The 21,337-nt window shown below is 68.4% G+C and carries 23 protein-coding genes and 2 pseudogenes; 12 read left to right on the top strand and 13 right to left on the bottom strand.

Annotation, left to right across the window (positions count from 1 at the left end; genetic code table 11):
* Positions 1–190: 190 nt before the first annotated feature.
* From QOC69_RS13255 to QOC69_RS13245, 3 genes are read right to left on the bottom strand one after another with little or no spacing between them, the layout of a single operon-like run.
* A complete protein-coding gene (locus tag QOC69_RS13255) occupies positions 191–1,153 on the bottom strand; it encodes an o-succinylbenzoate synthase (RefSeq protein WP_526440144.1) in 963 nt (320 codons plus the stop codon).
* A gap of 43 nt (positions 1,154–1,196) precedes the next feature.
* On the bottom strand, positions 1,197–1,952 hold the full coding sequence (locus QOC69_RS13250) for an SDR family NAD(P)-dependent oxidoreductase (protein WP_526440142.1): 756 nt from the start codon (positions 1,950–1,952) through the stop codon (positions 1,197–1,199).
* Positions 1,953–1,996: 44 nt separating this feature from the next.
* On the bottom strand, positions 1,997–2,635 hold the full coding sequence (locus QOC69_RS13245) for an HD domain-containing protein (protein ID WP_526440140.1): 639 nt from the start codon (positions 2,633–2,635) through the stop codon (positions 1,997–1,999).
* A 146-nt stretch (positions 2,636–2,781) separates the two neighbouring features.
* Here QOC69_RS13245 and QOC69_RS13240 point away from each other — a divergent pair, with 146 nt between their 5' ends.
* Complete coding sequence (locus QOC69_RS13240) at positions 2,782–3,762, top strand: GlxA family transcriptional regulator (RefSeq protein WP_526440138.1); 981 nt, start codon at positions 2,782–2,784, stop codon at positions 3,760–3,762.
* A 19-nt stretch (positions 3,763–3,781) separates the two neighbouring features.
* Here QOC69_RS13240 and QOC69_RS13235 read toward each other — a convergent pair whose 3' ends face one another.
* The 3 genes from QOC69_RS13235 to QOC69_RS13225 all read right to left on the bottom strand — a co-directional run bounded on the left by QOC69_RS13235 (position 3,782) and on the right by QOC69_RS13225 (position 5,886).
* Positions 3,782–4,522, bottom strand: coding sequence for an aldo/keto reductase (locus QOC69_RS13235; protein ID WP_526440152.1), 741 nt, complete (start codon positions 4,520–4,522; stop codon positions 3,782–3,784).
* A gap of 67 nt (positions 4,523–4,589) precedes the next feature.
* Complete coding sequence (locus QOC69_RS13230; protein WP_526440136.1) at positions 4,590–5,387, bottom strand: hypothetical protein; 798 nt, start codon at positions 5,385–5,387, stop codon at positions 4,590–4,592.
* 70 nt (positions 5,388–5,457) lie between these two features.
* A complete protein-coding gene (locus tag QOC69_RS13225; protein ID WP_526440134.1) occupies positions 5,458–5,886 on the bottom strand; it encodes a PPOX class F420-dependent oxidoreductase in 429 nt (142 codons plus the stop codon).
* A gap of 69 nt (positions 5,887–5,955) precedes the next feature.
* Between QOC69_RS13225 and QOC69_RS13220 the strand changes: the two genes are divergently transcribed.
* Positions 5,956–6,849: an aminoglycoside phosphotransferase family protein gene (locus QOC69_RS13220; protein WP_526440132.1), complete on the top strand. Its 894-nt coding sequence runs from the start codon at positions 5,956–5,958 to the stop codon at positions 6,847–6,849.
* 22 nt (positions 6,850–6,871) lie between these two features.
* Here the strand turns inward: QOC69_RS13220 and QOC69_RS13215 are convergent, their stop codons facing one another.
* The 3 genes from QOC69_RS13215 to QOC69_RS13205 form a co-directional block, all read right to left on the bottom strand.
* Positions 6,872–7,555 (bottom strand): Rv0518 family GDSL lipase, encoded by a 684-nt coding sequence (locus QOC69_RS13215; protein WP_526440130.1) that lies wholly within the window; start codon positions 7,553–7,555, stop codon positions 6,872–6,874.
* 113 nt (positions 7,556–7,668) lie between these two features.
* The gene (locus QOC69_RS13210; protein ID WP_526440128.1) at positions 7,669–8,877 is read right to left on the bottom strand and encodes an acyltransferase family protein; all 1,209 of its coding nucleotides are present in this window, start codon (positions 8,875–8,877) and stop codon (positions 7,669–7,671) included.
* A 194-nt stretch (positions 8,878–9,071) separates the two neighbouring features.
* Positions 9,072–10,235, bottom strand: coding sequence for a serine/threonine-protein kinase (locus tag QOC69_RS13205; RefSeq protein WP_526440126.1), 1,164 nt, complete (start codon positions 10,233–10,235; stop codon positions 9,072–9,074).
* Between the two features lie 129 nt (positions 10,236–10,364).
* Between QOC69_RS13205 and QOC69_RS13200 the strand changes: the two genes are divergently transcribed.
* The 6 genes from QOC69_RS13200 (at position 10,365) to yaaA (ending at position 14,679) form a co-directional block, all read left to right on the top strand.
* Entirely contained in the window at positions 10,365–11,027 is a 663-nt protein-coding gene (locus QOC69_RS13200) for a hypothetical protein (protein ID WP_526440124.1), read from the top strand.
* On the top strand, positions 11,017–11,574 hold the full coding sequence (locus QOC69_RS13195) for a DUF6529 family protein (protein ID WP_526440122.1): 558 nt from the start codon (positions 11,017–11,019) through the stop codon (positions 11,572–11,574). The genes QOC69_RS13200 and QOC69_RS13195 overlap by 11 nt, the downstream gene beginning before the upstream one ends.
* 79 nt (positions 11,575–11,653) lie before the next feature.
* Positions 11,654–12,112 carry a Rieske (2Fe-2S) protein gene (locus QOC69_RS13190; RefSeq protein ID WP_526440120.1) on the top strand — a complete coding sequence of 153 codons (459 nt, stop codon included), beginning with the start codon at positions 11,654–11,656 and terminating at the stop codon, positions 12,110–12,112.
* Between the two features lie 51 nt (positions 12,113–12,163).
* A complete protein-coding gene (locus QOC69_RS13185; RefSeq protein WP_526440118.1) occupies positions 12,164–12,757 on the top strand; it encodes a class I SAM-dependent DNA methyltransferase in 594 nt (197 codons plus the stop codon).
* A complete protein-coding gene (locus tag QOC69_RS13180; protein WP_526440116.1) occupies positions 12,754–13,905 on the top strand; it encodes an alkaline phosphatase family protein in 1,152 nt (383 codons plus the stop codon). The genes QOC69_RS13185 and QOC69_RS13180 overlap by 4 nt, the downstream gene beginning before the upstream one ends.
* A gap of 27 nt (positions 13,906–13,932) precedes the next feature.
* Positions 13,933–14,679: a peroxide stress protein YaaA gene (gene yaaA / locus QOC69_RS13175; protein WP_526440114.1), complete on the top strand. Its 747-nt coding sequence runs from the start codon at positions 13,933–13,935 to the stop codon at positions 14,677–14,679.
* A gap of 43 nt (positions 14,680–14,722) precedes the next feature.
* Here the strand turns inward: yaaA and QOC69_RS13170 are convergent.
* Positions 14,723–14,848, bottom strand: a pseudogene (locus tag QOC69_RS13170) (EF-Tu/IF-2/RF-3 family GTPase); the annotation flags it as partial.
* Positions 14,848–15,261, bottom strand: a complete 414-nt coding sequence (locus tag QOC69_RS13165) for a VOC family protein (RefSeq protein ID WP_526440150.1) — start codon at positions 15,259–15,261, stop codon at positions 14,848–14,850. The pseudogene QOC69_RS13170 and the gene QOC69_RS13165, both read right to left, overlap by 1 nt.
* A 98-nt stretch (positions 15,262–15,359) precedes the next feature.
* On the opposite strand from QOC69_RS13165, the pseudogene QOC69_RS13160 reads away from it, so the two are divergent.
* The 4 genes and pseudogenes from QOC69_RS13160 to QOC69_RS13145 form a co-directional block, all read left to right on the top strand.
* Positions 15,360–15,551 (top strand): annotated as a pseudogene (locus QOC69_RS13160) (SHOCT domain-containing protein); the annotation flags it as partial.
* A 213-nt stretch (positions 15,552–15,764) separates the two neighbouring features.
* Positions 15,765–16,784 carry a TerC family protein gene (locus QOC69_RS13155; protein ID WP_526440112.1) on the top strand — a complete coding sequence of 340 codons (1,020 nt, stop codon included), beginning with the start codon at positions 15,765–15,767 and terminating at the stop codon, positions 16,782–16,784.
* A gap of 39 nt (positions 16,785–16,823) precedes the next feature.
* Positions 16,824–17,291: a nuclear transport factor 2 family protein gene (locus QOC69_RS13150; protein ID WP_526440110.1), complete on the top strand. Its 468-nt coding sequence runs from the start codon at positions 16,824–16,826 to the stop codon at positions 17,289–17,291.
* 58 nt (positions 17,292–17,349) lie between these two features.
* On the top strand, positions 17,350–18,813 hold the full coding sequence (locus QOC69_RS13145) for an amidase (protein ID WP_526440108.1): 1,464 nt from the start codon (positions 17,350–17,352) through the stop codon (positions 18,811–18,813).
* Positions 18,814–18,823: 10 nt separating this feature from the next.
* Here QOC69_RS13145 and QOC69_RS13140 read toward each other — a convergent pair whose 3' ends face one another.
* Both QOC69_RS13140 and QOC69_RS13135 read right to left on the bottom strand, forming a co-directional pair.
* Entirely contained in the window at positions 18,824–19,651 is an 828-nt protein-coding gene (locus QOC69_RS13140) for a triphosphoribosyl-dephospho-CoA synthase (protein WP_526440106.1), read from the bottom strand.
* Between the two features lie 95 nt (positions 19,652–19,746).
* Positions 19,747–21,288, bottom strand: coding sequence for a GAF domain-containing sensor histidine kinase (locus QOC69_RS13135; protein ID WP_526440104.1), 1,542 nt, complete (start codon positions 21,286–21,288; stop codon positions 19,747–19,749).
* Positions 21,289–21,337: the final 49 nt, after the last annotated feature.

The following is a 21,337-nucleotide window of genomic DNA, read 5'->3' as shown; positions in this document are numbered from 1 at the left end:
CGCGAGTAGCACCGGTCGTGGTACTCGATGTGGTCGATCCGGTCGGCTCGGTGTTCGTCGACCCACACCCCGAACACCCCGCAAGCGCCACGACGGCAACCACGATCGCCCACCGAGTGCGAAGCGTGGCGTCGGGCAACGTCATCTCCTTCGCAGCCCATGATTCGTTTGCTCGCGGCGTCTCGACGGATCATAGAACGGCGCAGGCCGTGCGTAGCCGCTCGCGCCACCAGGCGATCCTGTCGTTGCCGGTGACCGTGTATCGCCTGATGAGTTCCGGATCCGGTGCCGGTGGCATCGGGGCGACCGGCAAGTAGCCGTCGACGGGAATCAACGAGCGCGGCCCGGCGACCAGGTCGCCTGCCAGCAGCGACCTGGTGCCGAGCCCGCAGGCGTACGGCAGCTCCGGCAGCGCTCCGGCCAGCGCGAGCGCTGCGGACAACCCGATGCTCGTCTCCCCTGTGGACGTGACGACGCATGGCAGCCCGCAAGCCTCGGCGACCACCAGCGCGCGCCGTGCGCCGCCCAGCGGTCCGCACCGAAGGACTGCGACGTCCGCGGCGCCGACCAGCGACGTCCGCGACGCATCCTCGGGGCGGATCGGCACGGTGGTGGCGATCGGGACAGTGCTTGCCCCTCGGACGGCGGCCAACTCCTCGAAGGTGCGGCAAGGCTGCCCGACGAATTCAAGTCCGCCGGCCGCCCTGTCGAGCGCCGCGATCGCCGACACGGCGGTGTCGACATCCCAGATTCCGTTGGCGGTACAGCGAATTGCGCCATCGACGCCAAGCGCGTCGCGCACCGCCTCCAGTCGAGCGAGGTCGTCGGCGAGCGAGCCCTTGTTGCCGACCGTGACCTCTGCGGTGCGGCACCCGGCGGTCGCGACGATCTCGTAGGCTCGTCTGGGATCGACCGCAGGCACCGTGACGGCGATCGGAACCCGACCCCGCACCGGGTCGGGCCACCCGACGGTGCCGGCCTCGATCGCCGCGGTCAGCCAGCGCGCGGCCGCGCGGTCGTCGCAATCGTCGTCCGGGCTGAACTCGCCCCAGCCCTGCGGACCCTCGATCAGCATGCCTTCGCGGACGCTGGTGCCGCCGATCATGGGGATGGCGAATATTGGCGCGTCGTCGAAGTCGATCATCGTTTGCATTGGCGGCTCCTCCCCTCGGGAGGGTCGACTCGTCGCGTGTTCATCACACGAACTGCTGGCCGCCGTCGATGTCGTACGTCGCTCCGGTGAGCGCCATGTTGCTCATGATGTGGACGGCGAGCGCGGCGACGTCGGCAGGCCCGACGACGCGGCCGATCGGAAGCGTTGCCCGCAGCTCGCTGCGGCGTTCCTCGAGCCGATCTCCTAGCAGCGACGCCGACAACGGGGTGTCGACGAAGCCCGCGGCGATGAGGTTGACGCGAACCGGCGCGAGCTCGAGGGCGAGTGCCGCCGTGAACGGAGGCAACGCTGCGGTGGCAGCCGAGACGATCCCCAGGCGGTGATCGATCCGCCGGCCGCCCGTACCGCCCACGAGCAGCAGCGTGCCGCCGGGCCTCATCTTGCCCGCGGCATGGCGCGCGACCTCGAGCGCCAGCACCGCGTGCCCGCCGATCGCCTCGCGCACCTGGTCTGAGTCCATCTCGAGCATGGGCCCGTACTGCGGGCCACCGGCCGTGATCATCACGTGGTCGATCGGTGTCGGCAGCCCTTGAAAGAACCCCTCGAGGGACACCGCGTCGTTGGCGTCGAAGGAGGCGGTCTGTTTCGCGCCGACGTCGAGCGCCGCTTGCTCGAGCCGGTCGGCATTGCGGCCGGTGAGGATGACGTCGGCGCCCTCCGCCCTGGCGCGTCGAGCCGTTTCGAGCCCGATGCCTGCGCTTCCGCCGATCACGACGACGGTCTGCCCGACCAGTTCCGGGTCGCGCTGGGTCACAACAGGACTGGTTCCGCTGGTCATGCATCCTCCGGTGGGTGGTGTCGGCTACGCGACGTCCTCGGAGGCTACTCCGGCCAGGCCGAGTTCTTGATCACGTCGACGAAGTCGATCCGACGGAACCCGGGCACGAAGTGTTCCAGCACATCGGCGTTGACGGTGCCGAACGTGGTGTCGGGCCGGTCGGAGAATCCGTCGGAGAACGCCTGCAGGATCTCGTTCTTGAAGTTCGGTCGCGGATGCACCGCAGTCACCGCATCGATCTCTGCGGCGTCGATGGCGTCCAGCCGGATGCCCAGAACGTCGGTCTCCACTCCTGCGGTGGTGGCCGCGATCACCGGATCCATCTTGTACGGCACCTCCGGCGTGGTGTGCAAGGCGATCGCCGTCCACACCACGTCGGACTCCGCGGCCGAGAATCCGTGCGAGGTCAGGAAGCCCCGTGCCGTGTCCGCGCCGTCCAATTCGAACCGCTGCTCAGTCCCTCGGTACGGCGCCACCAGGCCCGTATCGTGGAACAGTGCCGCGACATACAGCATCTCGGCGTCCGGCATGATGCCCAACCGCCGTGACTGCAGGGTGCCGAACAGGAACACCCGCCGCGAATGATGGAAGATCAGCTCGTTGGTGGTGTCGCGGATCAGCTGGGTGGCCTCCTGGGCCAACGAACTGTCAGGGATGCGAACCCCCGCAATGATTTCAGCCATGTCTCGTCCTTTCTCTTGCGATGCGGGACACCGGGAGGTGCCGCGCGGTTAACTCGACTATCGGCCTCCCGTAGTCGCGGCGGCAGTGCGCAAAGCGCCAGGAAAGGCACACATGTGGACACCACTGAACGAATGACGCGGAACTGATGGCCGCCGAAGCCGACGCCGGACCCCACCACGTCGTCGTCATGGTCTACGACGGCATCCAGATGCTCGACGTCACCGGGCCGGTCGACGCGTTCACCTCCGCCAACGCCCTCGGCGCCCATTACCGCGTTCTTCACGCGTCGATCACCGGCAGCGACGTCGTCGCCAGTTCCGGTGCCCGCCTCGGTGTCGACACCGCCGCACATCTGGTCCCCGAACGCATCGGCACTCTGCTCGTTCCCGGTGCGCCGGACTGGCAGGCCAGCATCACCAACACGGAACTCGTCGACGCCCTGCGCGAACTCGCGCACCGCAGTCAGCGCACCGTGTCGATCTGCGCAGGCGCCTTCCCGTTGGCCGCAACCGGGCTGCTCGACGGCAGGCGGGCGGCGACCCACTGGAAGCTGGCGCGCCAACTCGCGGCACGATTCCCCGACGTGAGTGTCGACGCCGCCGCGATCTTCGTCACCGACGGCGCCTACACCACCTCCGCAGGCGTCACCGCAGGGATCGACCTCACACTGTCCCTCATCGAACAAGACCATGGACCGGCGCTGGCGCGTGACGTCGCAAGAGATCTGGTGGTCTTTATGGCCCGCCCCGGCGACCAATCCCAATTCAGCGTCCGATTGGAAGCGCTACCGACCAACAACTCCGTCGTCCGCGCCGTCATGAACACGATCACCGCCGACCCGCGGCGCAACCACACCCTCGGCACGCTCGCCGCGGCCGCCGGGGTCAGTCCCCGCCACCTTTCGCGACTGTTCCTCGCCGAAACCGGCCACACCCCACAACACTTCGTCGACCGCACCCGGCTCGAAGCCGCCTGCGCGATCCTCACCAGCGGTCCGGATTCCCTCGACCACGTCGCCGAACGAACCGGCGTCGGTTCGAGCGAATCGCTGCGTCGGCTGTTCCAACGCGAGCTGGGCCTTACCCCCGGCGCCTATCGCAAGCGGTTCAAGACCACAGTCCGCTGACGTTCTCGCGTCAGGTGAATCATTTTTCGACCGTCTGTGCATGGACGGCGGCATACTGCTCACCGACGATGCGGTTCCGCGCGAACACCTCTGAGAGATAAGCGATTTCGTCGATGCTGATCGCGACGTTAATGGCCTCGACGTTCTCCTGCACGTACTCGGCCCGCCTCGTACCGGGTATGGGCACCACGTCCAGTGGCTGGGTCAGAAGCCACGCCAGGGCGAGCTGCCCTGCACGACAACCCTTCTCTTGCGCCAGCGCCATGAGACTGTCCACGGGTTGCAGGTTGGAGCGGAGATTCTCGCCCGAGAAGCGTGGATTCGTGGCCCGAATATCACCCTGGACAAAGGCGGCATCGTCTTCGATCGGCACACTGCGATCCAGGCGATGGTAGTAGTACAGGTCGATCACGTCGGTCCGCAGACGGCGGAGGCTGTCCTCGCACGCCGCCCTGACGTAGTCCGGGCGGCCGTCAATCATGATGCCCGTGCGGTCGTCGTCGATCTTCGCGGCGAATTTCGTCGCCAGCACCACGTCATCGCGGCGGCCGGCGAGCGCCGTGCCGATGAGTTCCTCGTTGTGGCCGAAGCCGCGAATGGTCACTCCCCACCTGATGTCCGCCGCACCGTAGACATCGGAGGTGTCCAGAAAGTTCACTCCCAGGTCAAACGCTGCCCGGATCGTATCGATCGACTGACTGTCATCCGCAGCGCCGTAGAACTGTGACATTCCCATGCAGCCCAGACCGATTGGGCGCACCGTCAGGTCCGACTGCCCCAGGCGTACCCGCGCGGAGCCGGCGACGGAGGACGGAGTCACCGAATGCCTACCAGCGTCCCCATCCGCCCTTGGGCGCGTCTCCTGGCGTTGAGGAGTTCCTGTCGGGACTGGGTGGCGGAGGTGGCGTCGCACTCATCGGCGCCCGGGTGACGGGGGTGCGAGTCACCCCGATCTCGGGCATGTCCGACTCGGATGGCGCGGATCGACGGGGCGTGTACACGCGAGTCGGGGCAGGCGCGGTGATCTGTTCGGCCGAGGGTGGTGGCGGTGGCGGTGGAGCCGGCGGTGGCGGTGGAGCAATACCTGTGGACAGAGCGGGCGCTGGGCTCGAGGGTGCAGGCCCGGCACTGGTGGGGTTGGTCGGCGACACCCTCGTCGACTCCTGCACGCCCGCGGCAGAACCCCGCGTAAGAAGCAGGACGCCGGCCACCACGAGCGCTGCCACCGCCGCTCCCCCCGCTGCGGTCAGCACACGTTTCGAGCGGTACCACGGCACTGCGGCGGACGCCTTGAAGTCCCATGCGCCACTGTTGGACAACTTGGATTCCCACGACGTGGTGGGTGGAACGCCGGGTCGGCCGTTGCGCGGCGCGAGGATGCCGGTCCACTGGGTGCCTTCGGGGTCGTCCGGCCTGCGGTGCCGCGGTGCGTCGCGGGGCGGAACGGCACGGGGGGGCGGGTCGTCGAGTTCGCGCATGGCCAGCGGCTCGGCGGCTTCTGCCTGCGGGTGCCGCGGTGCGGTGTCGTCGGGGGTGACCAGTGCGCGGCCGTACCACCCGTCGTCGTCGGGGTCGTCCACCCCGTCATCGAAGTCAAGATCCCCGAGAGTTCTGCGCTCGGTCACACATCAATGCTAACGCCACGCCCGTGGGAGACTCCGTTTCGCGGGAAGCCGCTGGCGGAGCCGTGATCGCTCAGCGGATTTTCTCGCCGTACACGCGTTCGACGGCCAGCGTCATCAGCACTCTGCGGTCGGACACCATCACCGACCGGTACTCCTCCCAGTCCGGGTGCTCTCCCGCCGCCGCCCGGTAGTAGTCGACGAGCGCCTCGACCTCGGGGCCGTGCGGGTCAGTGCCAGGACCGGTGAGGGTGACCGTGCCCTCTGCGGTCGCCCACGCCCAACCGTCTGCACTAGTGACCTCGATCGCCGCCCGGGGGTCCCGTCGCAGATTGGCGGTCTTGGCGCGGCCATCGGTCATCGATACGTAGACGATGTCGGCCTGCTGGTCGTACGACGGCGTCACGGGCGACAGCTGAGGGAGCCCGTTCGCCTTGATCGTGGCGAGGACGCCGATCCGGGCTTGGGCCAGCAATTCACGCGGGTCGAAGGGCTCACTCATGTGTCACGCAACACGAGGTCGCTGGTGCGCATTCCCGCCGATCGAATGCCGAGTGGAACGATGGGTCAGGTGATCGAATTGCCCGCTGCGGTGCGTGCGATGGCTGCCAGGGGACCGGAGTGGGCGACGTGGATCGATGGCCTGCCCAAGTTGGTGCAGAGCCAGATCGACGAGTGGGACCTGACCGCCGACGGTGCCCCGACCCACGGATACTGCTCGATCGTGGTGCCCGCACGCACGGCGGACGGCGCTCCAGTGATCCTGAAGGTCGCCTACCCCGACGTCGAGTCCGAGCACGAACACCTGGCCCTCCGGCGTTGGGGCGGCGACGGTGCGGTCCGGCTGCTGCGCGCCGACCCGCACCGCCGAGCCATGCTCCTCGAGCGGTTGTACTCACGAAACCTCAACGAGCTCTGGGATGTTGAGGCGTGCGAAGTCGTCGCGTCGCTCTACCGGCGTATCCACGTCCCCGCGTTGCCCCAGCTTCGGACGCTGGCGAAGTACGTCGAGGGGTGGACGGCCGACCTCACCGCACTGCCGCGCAGTGCGCCACTTCCACGCCGACTGGTGGAGCAGGCGATCACCCTCGGCCGCGATCTCGCCGCCGACCCCGCCAGCACCGGCACGCTCATCCACGGCGATCTGCACTACGAGAACGTGCTCGCCGCCGAGCGCGAACCGTGGCTGGTTATCGACCCCAAGCCGGTGAACGGCGATCGGCACTACGAGATCGCCCCGATGCTCTGGAACCGATGGGACGAGCTCGCCGGCGACACCCGCGACGGTGTCCGCCGCCGCTTCCACGCGTTGGTCGACGGGGCGGATCTGGACGACGACCGCGCGCGAGCCTGGGTCGTCGTCCGGATGGTTCACAACGCCATGTGGGAGCTGACCGACAGCGCGGAACCGGACCGGAATTGGCTCACCATGTGCGTGGCCATCGCCAAGGCCGTGCAGGACTGAGGTCGCCCGTCCTGGTGCCGGTTCACACCTGGCGGGGCAACTGCGCGGCGATGAGCGGCGCGATCTTGTCCGCCATATAGGCGTGCCCCGCGTCGGTGGGATGTACGCCGTCCTGGCCGATCAGGTCCGGTCTGCCGACGAACCACCGCTCGGCGATCGGATCGATCCACGTCGCTCCGATGGCCCGGGCCTGGCCGTACAACACGTCGCGAACCTGAAGTACGTCGGCGGGGACGTCGGCCGTCGGCCACGGCGGACCGATGACGAGTAGGCGCGCCGATGGTGCGACGTGCCGCGCGAAGACGAAGCAGTTGCGCACCGCGTCGGTGAGTGCAGCCGGATCGACGCCCTGGTCGTTGCGCGACCCGAAGAACAGCACCAGCATGTCGTCGGGCCGGACGGCTCGCGGTGTCAAGTCACCGAAGACGCTGCCGCGGTTGCCGCGGACGGCGTACCCGGCTCCCCCCTCGGCGGCCACGTCGGGGGTGATCTGAAATCCTTGCCGCGCGAGGGTCTGCCAGGAGCGGGCGGCCCATCCGTTCGAGCCCTGGCCGCCTTCGTCGCTACCGGTGGTGTACGAGTCGCCGATTACGGCGACCCGACTCAGTGGCGTGTCCCGGCTCGTCAGCACCACGGGTGCCGCGGGTGCGCCGACCGCACCGAAGAGAAGAGCGCACAAGACGACGAACGCGGCCAGACGACCCACTGTTACCTCCACTGCCGACGGGCACTGCCAGCCTATTATCCGGGTCACCAAACGCGTCCGCGACTCGCTGCTGACTCACCGCACACGGTGTGCGGCCGAACACCATTCACGCATCAGCTCGCGCGGGCCGACTGGTCGATCGGCTGCACATTGCCGGTGTCGTGCTCCAGGTTGGCCCGGGATTCGAGCGAGGCCTCCCTGACGTCGACCATTCTGCGCATCCAACGTCGGGCCGGCTCCTCGACGACGTGGTACAGCACAGCCGCACCGAGCATCGCGAGCACGATCAGGCCCGCGACCGTGAACTTGCCCGCTGTGCCGGCCAGCACCAGCTCGAACTGCTCCGTCGCCCAGATCCAGGCGGTGTGCACCAACTCGTGCACCATGTACAGGCTGAACGAGATCTGGCCCAGGTACACCGCGACGCGGGTGGACAGCAAGGCAGGAAGGGTACCCGCCCCGATGGCCATGCAGATCACCAGGGGCAGGAACAGAACGTCGACGAGCCCGCTGCCGTCGCGCACCGTGGGCAGCGGATGCGCGGACAGCAGGTAGAGAGCGCCGACGATGGCGCCGATCAGAAGTATCGAGAGGTAGCCCGCGCCGGTGCGGGTCCGATCACTCGGGCGCAATCTGCGGACCGCGGCGCAGGCCAGCGCGCCTGCGATGAACTGCATCACGATACGCGGCAGCCAACTCCACGGCGTGTAGAGCGCACCCGACGCCAACAACAACACCACCGGAGGCAGCGACGCGGCGAACGCCAGCCATAGGAGGCTGCGGGCCCGCGTGGCCCGCGCCATCCGAAAGATCACCAGTATCAGCACGCCGAACATCAGGTAGGCCAGCCATTCCGCGCTGATCGACCAGGCAGGCCCATCCCAGCTCGACCCGTCGAAGAACGGCTGGAACCACAACTGGACGAGGAGGAGCTGGCGAATGTAGCTGGTCGCGTTGAGCGTGCCGACGTTCTCGGACGGTACGTGGCCGACGTTCAGCGTGAAGATGATCCAGAGTGCGGCGAGATGCAGGGTGACCAGGTACACCGGCCACACCCGGGCAAGCCGCAGCCACAGGAAGCGCAGGGTCGCACGCATCGACCACGACTTGCCCATCTTGTCGATGTAGTTCCAGGTCAGGACGAATCCACTGAGGATGAAGAACAGGTCGACACCCTGGGCTCCGCAGTCGAGGATGGGGGCGACGGCCGAGGCGAAATCGGGGGCCGCCTGCCACAGAAGTGGGCGGAAGTGGAACAGTACGACCCACAGCGCAGCGACGATCCGCAGGCCGGTCAGGGCCCTGATCTCTCCGCTGCGCACAACACTCTCTTCGTATGGACTCTTGCGGTTTCGTTCGCGCCACTGCGTTCGCCGTCCGGGCGTCCCGCTCAGCGGTCCGGCATCCGGCAGCCATCGCAGGGTAGCAAGGTGATCGCACCGCCCGCGCGTTCGGAATGCCGTGTGGCTCCTGTCGAAACCGAGGATCGGCTGTTCGACGCGTGACGTCGCCTTTGCTAGTCGTCGCCCCTCTTCTTGCCGTTGCCATTGCCCCGCTTCTTCGGTTTCTGCGGGGGCTGCTCGTCAATCGACGTGGCAGTCGTCGGTGCGGTCGAACTAAACGTGGGAGTGGTCGCGGAAGTGCTGGTGGTCGTGCCGACCGGTTGGGGCGTCTCCTGCGGTGAGGAATCGAGCGCGACGGCGAGTGCGGTGATGGTGAGCGCGATCAATGCTGCGGCGGCCACGAGCACCGTTCGGGTCCGCTGAGAGAGGCGACGGCGTGGCGGCGTGGGCACGAAGTAGGAGGCCGACGGCGCGAGGAAGGTGGCCGACGCCGCGAGCGGATCGACGAGCACCTTGGTCGCCGGCCGGAATCCACCCGTCAGGGCGGCGCGCATGTGATCGGCGTCGGGGAATCGCTGCCGAGGGTCACGTGCCATCGCCCCATCCACCACGGTTGCCAGGGACGGCTCCACGTCTGGTCGCGTGACGGCCAACGATGGCGGCGGCGTGTCCATGATTGCGCGAGCCAGGGCCGCAGGGTTGTCCTGAGGGAACGCCGGGCGTCCGGTGAGGGCCTCGTATCCCATCACGCCGACGGCATACAGATCGTCGGCGACCGAACCCGGTGCGCCCGCCACCCGTTCCGGGCTCAAGTAGGCCATCGTGCCGACGATCTGACCAGTGGCGGTCAGTGTGGTCCCCGCGGTCTTCGCGATGCCGAAGTCGGCGACCTTCATGGCGTCACCGGTCACCGAGGCCAGGATGTTCGCGGGCTTGAGATCACGGTGCAGCACCCCGGCGGAGTGCGCTGCGGAGAGCGCGCTCAACACGTCGTGGAGCACCGCACGCACCCGTGCGGAGTCCAACGGGCCGCGCGCGATCTGATCGGCGAGGGTGTGGCCGGGCAAACGCTCCATCACGATGAACGGCCGTCCGTCATGCTCGCCGTAATCGTGGACGGCCACGATGTTGGGATGGCTGAGAGCGGCCGCTGAGCGGGCCTCGTGCTCGAAGCGCCGCCGCATGTCGGGTTGAGCGTTGAGTGCCGAGTAGAGCAGCTTGATCGCGACCGCGCGGTTCAGCCGGGTATCCCAGCCGTCGCGGACCTCCGCCATCCCACCCCGACCGAGAACGCCTCGAAGCTCGTAGCGGCCAGCGAGCAGCTCGCGGCCATCCATGGGACTACGGTAGCCCGCCGGTGCGGAACGCAAACGTCACGCAGCCTTCAGTCGACGTCCGGTCGAATCTCCTCACAACCTCCATGGTTTCTCCATGTAAGGCGACGTCGGGGAGACCATGCTCGTCTCATGAACAAGAAAAGGATCGGTCCGCTGGTGACGCTGGCCGCAGTCGCGGCACTGGGCGGCGGACTCTGGTTGATGAACGACTCCCAGGAGACCGCCGACACGCCGCCGGCCAAGCCCGTCGCGCAGTCGACCACGACGGCCGCACCCGCACCGCCGCCTCCGCCGCCCGCTCCGCCGCCGGTGGCCTTCCCGGCCAAGGCCGACTACGTCGGGAAGATCCCGACGGCGGCGGGTGTGATCACCCTGGAGATCACGGTCAACGGTCCGAAGGCCATCGCCTACGCCTGCGACGGCAACACCGTCGAGGTGTGGCTGAAGGGCAGCGCGACGAACGGGGCCCTTTCGCTGGCGAGCAAGGACAAGGCGAGCCGCCTCGGGGGCAGGCTCCAGGGCCCGACGGTGGTCGGGACGCTGTGGATCGGCGAGAAGAAGTGGGACTTCACCACGGCCCCTGCCGAGCCGCCGGCCGGGCTCTACGTCTCTGAGAACAATGGCGTACGCAACAGCTGGATCGTCGACGGGAACGGCGCGGTCACCGGAGTGCAGCGCCAGGCCGACGGCTCGACGGCGCCAGCGCCCGCCCTGGCCGCCGACGGCACCGCCGTCGTCGGTGGCCAGACCGTCACCGCGACGCGGGTGGACGGAGCCGACGATGTCATCTGATACCCGCACGAACAACGCTGGCGCCGTCGGGGCGGTGATCGCCGTGCTGATCGGCTCGGCAGTCGCCGTCGGCCTCGGCGTGTTCGGCAAAGTGCATGATCCGCAGTTCTTTTCGATCAACGTCGCCGGATTCTCCAGTGGGCTCGCGGTCAAGGCGTGGCTCGCGACAGTGGCTGTCGTACTGGCGCTGTTCCAGTTCGGCTCGGCGTTCTCGATGTACGGGCTGCTCCCCCGCGGCCGCGTGCCGTCGTGGGTCAGCGCCGCGCACATCTGGTCGGGCCGGCTGGCCGTCCTGGCCAGCGTTCCCGTCGCGGTGCACTGCCTGTATGCGCTCGGCTTCCAGTCCACCGATACGCGGGTGCTCTTCCACTCGCTCTTCGGGTGCTTCTTCTATGGTGTGTTCGTGACGAAGATGCTGCTGCTCACCCGCAAGGGACTCGCCCCGTGGGTGATTCCGATCGCGGGCGGCCTGACCTTCTTCGGCCTGGTGTTCATCTGGCTGACGTCAGCGTTGTGGTTTTTCGAGACCAGTGGTGTCCATTTCTAGAACCGGTCGGCACGGACGCGGTCGGCGGTCCACAATCCCTGTAAAGCCCAGCCCAGCCCAGCCCAACGAAAGTGCAGCCATGAACCTCGACGAGATCAGACAGCCCCGCCGAACCGTCATTGCCGGAGCAGGGCTCGGCCTGGCCGCCACCGCGCTCGCCGCTTGCAGCACCTACGGAAACAAGCCGGCGGCCCCGCCGACCCCGTCGGCCGGTTCGGCATCGGCCCCGGGATCATCGGGAGCACCTGCGCCCGCCGCCACGACCGCCTTGGCGAAGACCGCCGACGTCCCGGTGGGCTCCGGCGTGATCGTGGACGACATCGTGGTGACGCAACCTACTGCCGGAGTGTTCAAGGGGTTCTCCGCCGTGTGTCCGCACGCAGGGTGCACCGTGTCGAAGATCGAGAACGGCACCATCGACTGCCCATGTCACGGCAGCAAGTTCAGCCTCGACGGCGCCGTGGTCAACGGACCCGCGAAGGATCCGCTGCAGGCCAAAGCCGTTTCCGTGCAGGGTGATTCCATCGTCGCGGGATAGGTTTCATAGCGCCTTCGCCGCGGGGGTGGCCGGGTGGGAGAATCATCGGCGATGGCTACCCGCTGGCAGGGCAACGACGCACCGCGGGGCGACGACTACGACGCGCGGTGGCGCTCGCTCGCGGCCACGGGGCAGAACGTGCACGGCGAGGCGGACCTCGTCGAAACCCTGCTCCAGGAATCGGGTGGGACACGTGTCCTCGACGCAGGGTGCGGCACAGGCCGGGTGACGATCGAGTTGGCGGCGCGCGGGTTCACGGTGCTCGGTGTGGACCTGGACGCAGGGATGCTGCAGACCGCCCGCGCCAAGAAGCCCGGACTCCGCTGGGTAGAAGCCGACCTTGCTGACCTCGCGAGCGCTGTCGACGCCGAGTTCGACCTGGTGTTGCTGGCAGGCAACGTGATGATCTTCCTGGCACCGGGTACCGAGGGCGCCGTGCTGCGCAGCGTCGGTGAGCGCCTCTTGCCAGGCGGGCTTCTGGTGTCCGGGTTCTCGATTCGCCCGGATCGCCTGTCGCTCAATCACTACGACGAATTGACCGAGGACGCCGGCCTGCAACCCGTTGCGCGCTGGGCCACGTGGAGCCGCGACCCGTTCACCGGGGGCGACTACGCCGTGTCGGTGCATCGCAGGCCGGCGTCGTGAACCTCCCGACGCCTGATCCGGCGCTCCCCCACCTGAGCGACGTCGTGCCCGCGGTGCTCACCGCGATGGGGGCGGCCGGATTCGAGAGCCGAATCAGCCTGCCTGCCAACATCGCCGGGGCGTGTGTTCTCCTGATCGACGGCTTGGGCGCGGAACTACTCGACACGCACGCGGAGGATGCGCCGGTGCTGGCCGGGTTGCGCGGTCAGACGTTGAGCGTCGGGTTCCCGTCCACCACAGCAGCGGGATTGGCCGCCGTCGGCACCGGCCGCCAATCCGGCGAGCACGGCATGGTCGGGTACACCTTCCGGCTTCCCGGTGCCGGTGTAGACGGCTCCGGAGTGATGAATGCCCTGAGCTGGCGCCCGCACCCGTGGGGCGACGACCTTCGCGACGTCGTCGAGCCCGAGCGGGTGCAGCCCATCCCCACCACGTTCGAGCGTGCTGCCTCGTCGGGGATCGCGGTGAGCGTGGTCTCCGGCGCGAAGTTCACCGACTCCGGGCTGACCCGCGCGGTGCTGCGCGGCGGCCGTTATATCGGCGTGCACGCGATCGGCGACCTGGCCTCTTGCGTGCGCACTGCGGTCGCCGACGGCGGGTTCTGCTACGGCTACCACGCCGACCTCGACTTGCTGGGACACCTGTACGGCCCTGGATCGGAGGCGTGGCGCATGCAGTTGCGGCAGGTCGACCGACTGGTGGAGTCGGTGGTCGACGGCCTACCGCCGGGCGGCTTGCTCGCGGTGGTGGCCGACCACGGCATGGTCGCGACGGGGTCGTCGGACGCGGTGGACGTCGACGACCACCCGCTGCTGCTGGAAGGCGTGCAGGCGATCGGCGGGGAGGCCCGCGCACGCCACGTCTACGTCGAGGACGGGGCCGACCACGACGTGCTCGCCGCGTGGCGCGCGACGCTGGCAGACCGGGCGTGGGTGGTTTCCCGGGATGAGGCGATTGCGGCCGGATGGTTCGGTGCGCGGGTCACGGACCACGTGCGCCCCCGCATCGGCGACGTCGTCGCGGCCGCCCGCGGATCGGCCGCCATGGTGCGCAGGACAGTGGAGCCACTGGAGTCCGCGCTCATCGGGCACCACGGCTCGCTCACCACCGCCGAGCAGCGGGTGCCACTACTGCTCGCGTACGGCTGACAAGGACCTCCATTAGCCTCAACCACCGTGATCGTGCTTCTGCCGCCGTCGGAGACCAAGCGCGCCGGAGGCGACGGTCCGCCGCTGCGCCTCGATGCGCTGGGCTCCCCCGAACTCGGACCACTGCGCGCGGAGCTCGTCGACGAACTGATCGCGCTATCCGCCGACCGCCCAGCGAGCAGGAAGGCGCTGGGCATCTCCGCGTCGCTCGACGGCGAGATCGACCGCAACGCCGCGATTCGCAGCGCGCCGACAATGCCCGCGATCAGCCGCTACACCGGCGTGCTCTACGACGCGCTCGACGTCGAATCCCTCCGTGGGGCAACGGCTTCCCGTGCACGTGCGCGCCTGGCCGTCGGCTCTGCACTGTTCGGGCTGCTGCGCGCGGACGACGCCGTGCCCGCCTACCGGTTTTCGGCGACCTCGAAGCTCCCCGGTCGGCCGACGCTGGCCGCCCGCTGGCGGCCGGTGCTCGAACCGGTGCTGGCCGGGTTGGCGGACGAGGAGCTGATCGTCGACCTGCGCTCGGGGTCGTATGCGGCGCTGGGCCGGTTGCCCGGCGCCGTGGAGGTCGACGTCGTCTCCGAGCATTCCGACGGTCATCGGACGGTGGTCAGTCACTTCAACAAAGCCCACAAGGGCAAGCTGGCGCGGGCGCTGGCGGGTTCCCGGTCCGAACCCACCGACGCCGCCGGGGTGGCGGCGGTCGCTCGCCGGGCCGGGCTGCGGGTGGAGCGCCGCGGCAACGAACTGACCGTCGTCATCGCTGCCTAGGCCAGCCCTGCGGGCTACACCAGGAACGGTGCGGTCAATACGTCACCGCGATGGTGTCGTTCACCCGTACCTCGTCACCCACCCGAAGTCGCCCGGATTCCACGCGACCCGTCGCGACCGTGCCACGCCCGCGGATCGCGAACACGTCCTCGATCGTCATGTGAAACATCACAACGTGCCGAACAGCTCGATCGAGTTGCCATCGGGATCGGCGATGAACATCCAGCCCATTCCCGGAACGGGAGCGAACTCGGTGGGCGGCTCGACGATCTCGTAACCCGCAGCCTCGATCCGCGCGGCGGCGTCCCGCAGGTTCTTGATCCCGATCGTGAAGTAACGCAGTCCGGCCTGCGCATGCCCGCCGCCGGGCGTCGCAGGCTGGGGCGGCGGCGTGGCGTACGTGACGAGCTTGATGACGCTGCCGCCCAGCACATACCGCCGCTGCGAGCCGTCGGCGAACTCGATCTCACCCTGCGGCTCGAGCCCGAGGAAGCCCTCGTAGAACTCGACCATCGCCTCCAGGTTGGTGGTCACCAGCCCGATCTCGACGGAGGGAGTCAACAGGTCCAGGTTCATCGTCACCTCGGGTCGGGTCGTCTCAGCCGCGAGCGCGGGTGCTGCGACGTTGCTCACAATATGCTTACCTCGATTCGCCCCACGCCGAGACGGGAGACCCGACGTTGTCGACATTCTGGCGCTACCTCCGCGTCCAGGCGTTCGTCTTCCTGTGCGGCATCGTGGGCCCAATCTTCCTCGTCGTTTACTTTGCCGCCCAACCGGAACCGACGCTCAAATGGATGTACTGGGCCGGTCTGTTCATCACGGCCATCGACGTCTTGATCGCGCTGGCGCTGACCAACGCCGCCAACCGCCCCCCTGAGGCACGCAAGTCGTCCGACTAAGACCGTCGCCCCGGGGCGGGGTTTCGCCGCTGGCTGCCCGTCTGACAGACTGTCAGCCGAGGGGAGTATTCCTTCGTCGCGGCGTCGTCATCACGTTGTCCATCATTGGGCAGCCGGTTCCGCGGGTCGCATCATGCGGCGGCAGAGACCTCGGCCGTTTTTCGACGTCCGGAGGCCCATTACATGCAGGTAACCCAGATCGAATGGATCGTCACGCTCGGCGTGACGATCGCCGTGCTGCTGTTCGACGTCGTGGTGATCGGGCGTCGACCACACGAACCATCGAAGCGCGAGCTCGTGACCGCGCTGTCGATCTACATCGGCCTCGCGGTCGCGTTCGGGGTCTGGGTGTGGCTGTTCCACGGCAGCCAATTCGGGGTGGAGTTCTTCGCAGGCTGGCTCACCGAGTACAGCCTGTCCGTCGACAACCTGTTCATCTTCCTGATCATCATGGCCAGCTTCAGCGTGCCCAAGAAGTTCCAACAACAGGCGCTGCTGGTCGGCATCATCCTGGCGCTGATCTTCCGCGGCATCTTCATCGCGCTGGGCGCCGTGGCGATCGACCAGTTCTCCTGGGTCTTCTACATTTTCGGCGCGTTCCTGGTCTACACCGCGATCACGCTGGCCCGCGACACCGAACACGACGACGACGCGGACAACTTCGTGGTCAGGTTCGCCCGCAATCACTTGAGCCTCACTGACAAGTGGGATGGCCTCAAGCTGTGGATCAAGACCGACGGCGAGCGGTTGATGACGCCGATGTTCCTCGTGATCGTCGCGCTTGGCACCACCGACCTGCTCTTCGCGCTGGATTCCATCCCCGCGATCTACGGCCTGACCCAGGAGCCCTACCTGGTGTTCACCGCGAACGTGTTCGCGTTGATGGGCCTGCGGCAGTTGTACTTCCTGCTTGGCGACATGCTGAAGCGTCTGGTCTACCTCTCGCAGGGGCTCGCCTTCATCCTGTTGTTCATCGGCGTGAAGCTGGTGCTGCACGCGCTACACGAGAACGAAGTGCCGTTCATCAACGGCGGCGAGCCCGTGCCCGTGCCCGAGATCCCCACCCTGCTCAGCCTTGGAGTCATCATCGTGGCGCTGCTCATCACGACCGCCGCCAGCCTGTACAAGACTCGGGTCCACGACAAGAAGGGTGAGCCGGACAGCGTCCCCGTGCCGCCGGAGAAGCGGTCGAGCCCGAACTGACCGCGCCGCCCACCCGCACACCCCGCAGGAGGCCTGACGATGGATGAACCCCGCCCGCCGCTCCCGCCGTTCGACCTGGACGACGCGATCACCAAGGTGCAGGCCGCCGAGGACGCCTGGAACAGCCGCGACCCGCACCGGGTCAGCCTGGCCTACACCGCAGACTCGGTCTGGCGCAATCGCGACCAGTTCGTCACCGGGCGAGCCGAGATCGTCGAGTTCCTCACCGCGAAGTGGGAGAAGGAGCTCGACTACGTTCTGCGCAAGAGCCTGTGGGGATTTCGCGGCAACCGCATGGCGGTGCGATTCCAGTACGAATGGCACGACAGAACGGGCCAGTGGTATCGCAGCTATGGCAATGAGCTGTGGGAGTTCGACGACAACGGCCTGATGCGCCGCCGCGAGGCAAGCATCAACGACGTCGTCATCACCGAGGCCGACCGGCGCTACTTCCGCCCAAGACCGGACGACGAGCGCGGCCAGGGGCACGACATCCCGCTGCAATGACCGCAGGCAGGTGGGTCCGAGTTGCCTGGGTCCCCGACACCACGCAAGATCCGTGTCAATGGACCAGAACTCAGCCGTCGAACTCTCGAAGCTCGACGCCATCGGACAGGCCGGGCTCGTCGCAGGCGGCGAGGTCACCGCTGCCGAACTCCTCGATGCGGCCATCGTCCGCCTCGAGGCCGGGCGCGCACTGAACGCCGTCATCACCGACCTGTTCGACCGCGGCCGGGCGCAGGCCGCCGCACTCGACGAGTCCGGCGTACTGCGCGGCGGGGGCGCCGGACGACTGGCGGGCGTGCCGTTCCTGCTCAAGGATCTCGGCGCATCGCTCGCGGGGACGCCCGAGGCGATGGGATCGCGCGCATTGCGTACCCACGTGGCCTCCGAAACGGCCTGGATCGTCGATCGCTATCTGAGCGCGGGTCTCGTCGTGTTCGGCAAGACCAACACCCCCGAGTGGGGAAACCACTGCACGACCGAACCCTCGCTGTTCGGGCCCACCGTGAATCCGTGGTCACCCACCATCACCCCTGGCGGATCCAGTGGTGGGTCGGCCGCGGCGGTGGCGGCAGGCGTCGTACCCGCCGCGTCGGGTGGCGACGGCACCGGTTCGATCCGGGTGCCCGCGTCCTGCTGTGGACTGGTCGGCCTCAAGCCGCGGCGCGGTCGCACGTCGTTCGCGCCCGGCGCAGGTCAAGGGATGGAGGGCCTGGTCAACGGGCACGCCCTGACCCGCACCGTCCGCGACAGTGCCGCGCTCCTCGACGTCGTCACCGGAACCGCACCGGGAGACCCCTACTCGGCGCCGCTGCCCGAGCGGCGGTTCCTGGATGCCATCACCGAAGCACCTGCGGCGCAACGCATCCTGACGACAACCGGCTCGCCGTTCCCAGGCACGCCCACCCACCCGGAGGTGATCGCCGCCGTCGAATCGGTGGCCAAGTTGCTGGTCGGGCTCGGGCACCACGTCGACACCGCGGCCCCGACCATCGATCCCGATGCCGTCGCCGACGCGATCGCCGTCCTGCACACCGTGAGCAACGCCGAACTGCACGCCTTCGCCACCCAGCATCTGGGCCGCGAGCCCCGCGAGGACGAGTTCGAGCCGAGCACCTGGGTGATGGTCCGGGAGGGCTTCACCACCACCGGCCTCGCGTACGCCGAGGCGATCGGCGCAGTGCACGCCCAGACCCGCCGGTTCGCCGCGGGGATGGCCGGCCACGACGTGCTTCTGGTGCCGACCCTGCTCACTCCGCCGCCGCCCTACGCGCTGTTGGATCAGCCCCGCGGCACCACCAGGAAGTTCTTCGACGTGGAGTTCGCCACCACCGGCTGGACCACGCTCGCCAATGTCACCGGCTGGGCGGCGATCTCGTTGCCTCTCGCGGTCAGTTCGGCGGGACTACCGATCGGGGTCCAGTTGATGGCGCCCGACGAGACGGTCCTGTTGCAACTTGCCCGCCAGCTCGAGGTGGCCGAGCCGTGGATCGACAGGCTGCCGCCGAACTGGGTCGGTGCCTGAGCGGACCCCATTAGGCGGCCTGGACGAGCAGATCCAGGAACAACGTCGCTGCGAGCAGGTCGCCACTGCCGCCCATCGACAGTCCCATTTCGTCGGCTTCCTGGCACAACGACTCCAACCCGAGCCTGCCCTCGGCGGTGCCGCAGCCGCCCGCCCGCAGGATGTCGGTCGCACGGCGGTGCACCAGGCGCTGAGCGCCGGGCCCGCCGCGCCGCGCGACGCAGGTGTCGTCCAGGTTGGCCATGATGGCGATCAGTGCGTTGAGCGCTGCGGTGTCGGGTGCCTCGCAGCGGCGTCGGCTGGCCCGCAACGCCGGCAAACCGATCCGGATGACGCGCGGGAAGCCACCTCTCGCTTCGCCGAGTGGTCCGCGTGCACCGTCGCGTGGCCCGGCGGGAGCGCAGGGATCGGGGATGCGGGCCACCAGCGCGGCGAAACTCGCCACGGAATCGGCCCCTTCGGTGACGGCGGCGCCCGCCGACAGCAGGCCGAGCGTCCGCATCGCGCCACGGTGGGTGTCGGCGCCGCCGGTGGCCTCGCGCATTCGGCGTTCGGCAGCCCGCCCGATCTCGCCGAGCCGAGCGCGGAGGTCCGGCCCGAGCGGTAGTGACCGCGCGGCTTCGGCGCACTGTTGCAACGGCTCTCGCAGGGCATCGGCGGACGAGACGAGCAGTGCCACATTCGCGTCGGGGTGGTTCAAGCCTCCCCGTCCGTCGACGAGGCCGGGCTTGGGGGTGAGCCGGGCGTGGGTGTGCAGCGCGGCTACGGCGGCCCCAGCGATTTGCGAGGTTCGAACCGGAGAGCGGGCGAGGCCGCAGGCGTACACGTCGACGGTCATGGGCTTAGACGATGCTCTCCGCGGCGACCGAAGTCATTGCCGCTGCCGACACCTTCGGATACCGGCTACCCGGTATACGGTGCTCCGGGCCTGCACTAACTGGCGTGCGCCGGAATCCGTGCGGTGACGACGGTCCCGCCACCCGCCGGGCTGGCGACCTCCAGGGAGCCCGACAGCGCCTCGACCCTGTCCTTGAGACCGGTCAGGCCCGTGCCGCCGCCGGGGACCGCGCCACCGATTCCGTCGTCGGCAACCTCCAGCTTGAGGTTGTCGCCGTCGAAGCAGGCCAGCACGGTGACCTCGGACGCCTCGGCATGTTTGGCGGTGTTGGTCAGCGCCTCGGCGATTACGTAGTAGGCGGCCGCTTCGGTGGATTCGGGCAGGCGTCGGTCGATGCCGATGTCAAGCCGCACCGGGACGACCGAGCGCCGAGCGAGGGTCTTTATCGCCGGTCCCAGTCCGCCTTTGGACAGAATCGCCGGGTGGATGCCGCGGGACAGTTCCTGCAGCTCGGTGTACAGATCGGCCATGCCGTTGACCAGGTTGTCGAGTTGCAGCCGGACGGTGTGCTGTTCCTCGGGAATCGACGCTTCGAGCGCACGCAGGCCGAGGCCGAGCGACACGATGCGCTGCTGTGCGCCGTCGTGCAGGTCGCGTTCTATTTCCCGGCGGACCTGGTCGCCTGCGGTGATGATGCGGGCCCGTGACGCCTTCAGTTCGGCGCGGGTTTCGGCGTTGGCGATCGCGGTGGCCACCAGATCGGCGAAATCGCTTATCCGCGCTTCGGTTCCGTCGGGCAGGGGCTCCGCACGCGCCGTGCCGATGATCAGTGCCCCTCGCGTGGTTGCACCGACGGTGACCGGTGCGCCCACTCCAGAGCGCAATCCGAGCTCGCGCAGGCGGGACGCTACGGTCCCCTCGACGTCCGCGTAGTCGTCTATTCGGGCCGAGGTTCCGGTTCGGCGTATTCGGAGGGCGATGCTGTCACCGTCGAGCGAAAGTCGTTCTCCCACTGCGAATTTCTCCCGTCCCGGGGAGTCGTGGGCCGCCAGCATCGTGATGTGTCGGTCAGGCTCGAACTGGGCAAGGGTGACGTGCTCGATGTCGAGACCCCTGGCCAGTTCGGTGACCGCGGCGGGATAGACGTCGGCGGGTTCGGCGCCACGCGCGACGAGCGTGGCCACCCGGCGCAACGCGGCCTGCTGCGTGGCCAGCGCGTCGGCCTCGCGGCGTCGTTGCTCCGACTCGGCGGCGCGCAACCGGGCCTGGCCGGCCAGCACGTTGGCCAGCAACGCCAGCGGCAGGAACACGAACAACGCGGGCGCCGGACTGTCGCCGCCCTCGAGGTGGAAGTACAGGTAGACCAGCGCGCTGGCCACCGAGGTCGCCAGCGCCAGCCCGAAGCTCCAGCCTGCGGAGATCACCAGCACGCCGAACAGCAAGACCGCACCGAACGCGTTCTCGGGCGCCACCGTCTTCAGCTGCAACACCAGGAGGGTCTCGCCAACGATGAAGGCAGCCGCGACGACGATGCCCCAGCCCAATGGCCGGGCGTCCGGTCGCAGCACCAGCGCCAGCAGTCGGCTCCTCAGCGACCGCGGACCCTGGTCGGCGGTGGTTTCTGGGCGTTCTGTCATCGCACCGGATGGTAGTGGGTCCGAAATCGGCGACGGATTCCTGCTAGCA

It is taken from the genome of Mycobacterium sp. (assembly GCF_032162105.1).
GTDB lineage: Bacteria > Actinomycetota > Actinomycetes > Mycobacteriales > Mycobacteriaceae > Mycobacterium.
This window is presented reverse-complemented; position numbering and strand designations above follow the sequence as displayed.

Bases quoted from the DNA above. Each gene is read 5' to 3' on its own strand.
- QOC69_RS13255 (WP_526440144.1), bottom strand. From the start codon at position 1,153: ATGCAAACGATGATCGACTTCGACGACGCGCCAATATTCGCCATCCCC.
- QOC69_RS13250 (WP_526440142.1), bottom strand. From the start codon at position 1,952: ATGACCAGCGGAACCAGTCCTGTTGTGACCCAGCGCGACCCGGAACTG.
- QOC69_RS13245 (WP_526440140.1), bottom strand. From the start codon at position 2,635: ATGGCTGAAATCATTGCGGGGGTTCGCATCCCTGACAGTTCGTTGGCC.
- QOC69_RS13240 (WP_526440138.1), top strand. From the start codon at position 2,782: ATGGCCGCCGAAGCCGACGCCGGACCCCACCACGTCGTCGTCATGGTC.
- QOC69_RS13225 (WP_526440134.1), bottom strand. From the start codon at position 5,886: ATGAGTGAGCCCTTCGACCCGCGTGAATTGCTGGCCCAAGCCCGGATC.
- QOC69_RS13205 (WP_526440126.1), bottom strand. From the start codon at position 10,235: ATGGATGGCCGCGAGCTGCTCGCTGGCCGCTACGAGCTTCGAGGCGTT.
- QOC69_RS13200 (WP_526440124.1), top strand. From the start codon at position 10,365: ATGAACAAGAAAAGGATCGGTCCGCTGGTGACGCTGGCCGCAGTCGCG.
- QOC69_RS13195 (WP_526440122.1), top strand. From the start codon at position 11,017: ATGTCATCTGATACCCGCACGAACAACGCTGGCGCCGTCGGGGCGGTG.
- QOC69_RS13190 (WP_526440120.1), top strand. From the start codon at position 11,654: ATGAACCTCGACGAGATCAGACAGCCCCGCCGAACCGTCATTGCCGGA.
- QOC69_RS13185 (WP_526440118.1), top strand. From the start codon at position 12,164: ATGGCTACCCGCTGGCAGGGCAACGACGCACCGCGGGGCGACGACTAC.
- QOC69_RS13155 (WP_526440112.1), top strand. From the start codon at position 15,765: ATGCAGGTAACCCAGATCGAATGGATCGTCACGCTCGGCGTGACGATC.
- QOC69_RS13150 (WP_526440110.1), top strand. From the start codon at position 16,824: ATGGATGAACCCCGCCCGCCGCTCCCGCCGTTCGACCTGGACGACGCG.
- QOC69_RS13145 (WP_526440108.1), top strand. From the start codon at position 17,350: ATGGACCAGAACTCAGCCGTCGAACTCTCGAAGCTCGACGCCATCGGA.
- QOC69_RS13140 (WP_526440106.1), bottom strand. From the start codon at position 19,651: ATGACCGTCGACGTGTACGCCTGCGGCCTCGCCCGCTCTCCGGTTCGA.
- QOC69_RS13135 (WP_526440104.1), bottom strand. From the start codon at position 21,288: ATGACAGAACGCCCAGAAACCACCGCCGACCAGGGTCCGCGGTCGCTG.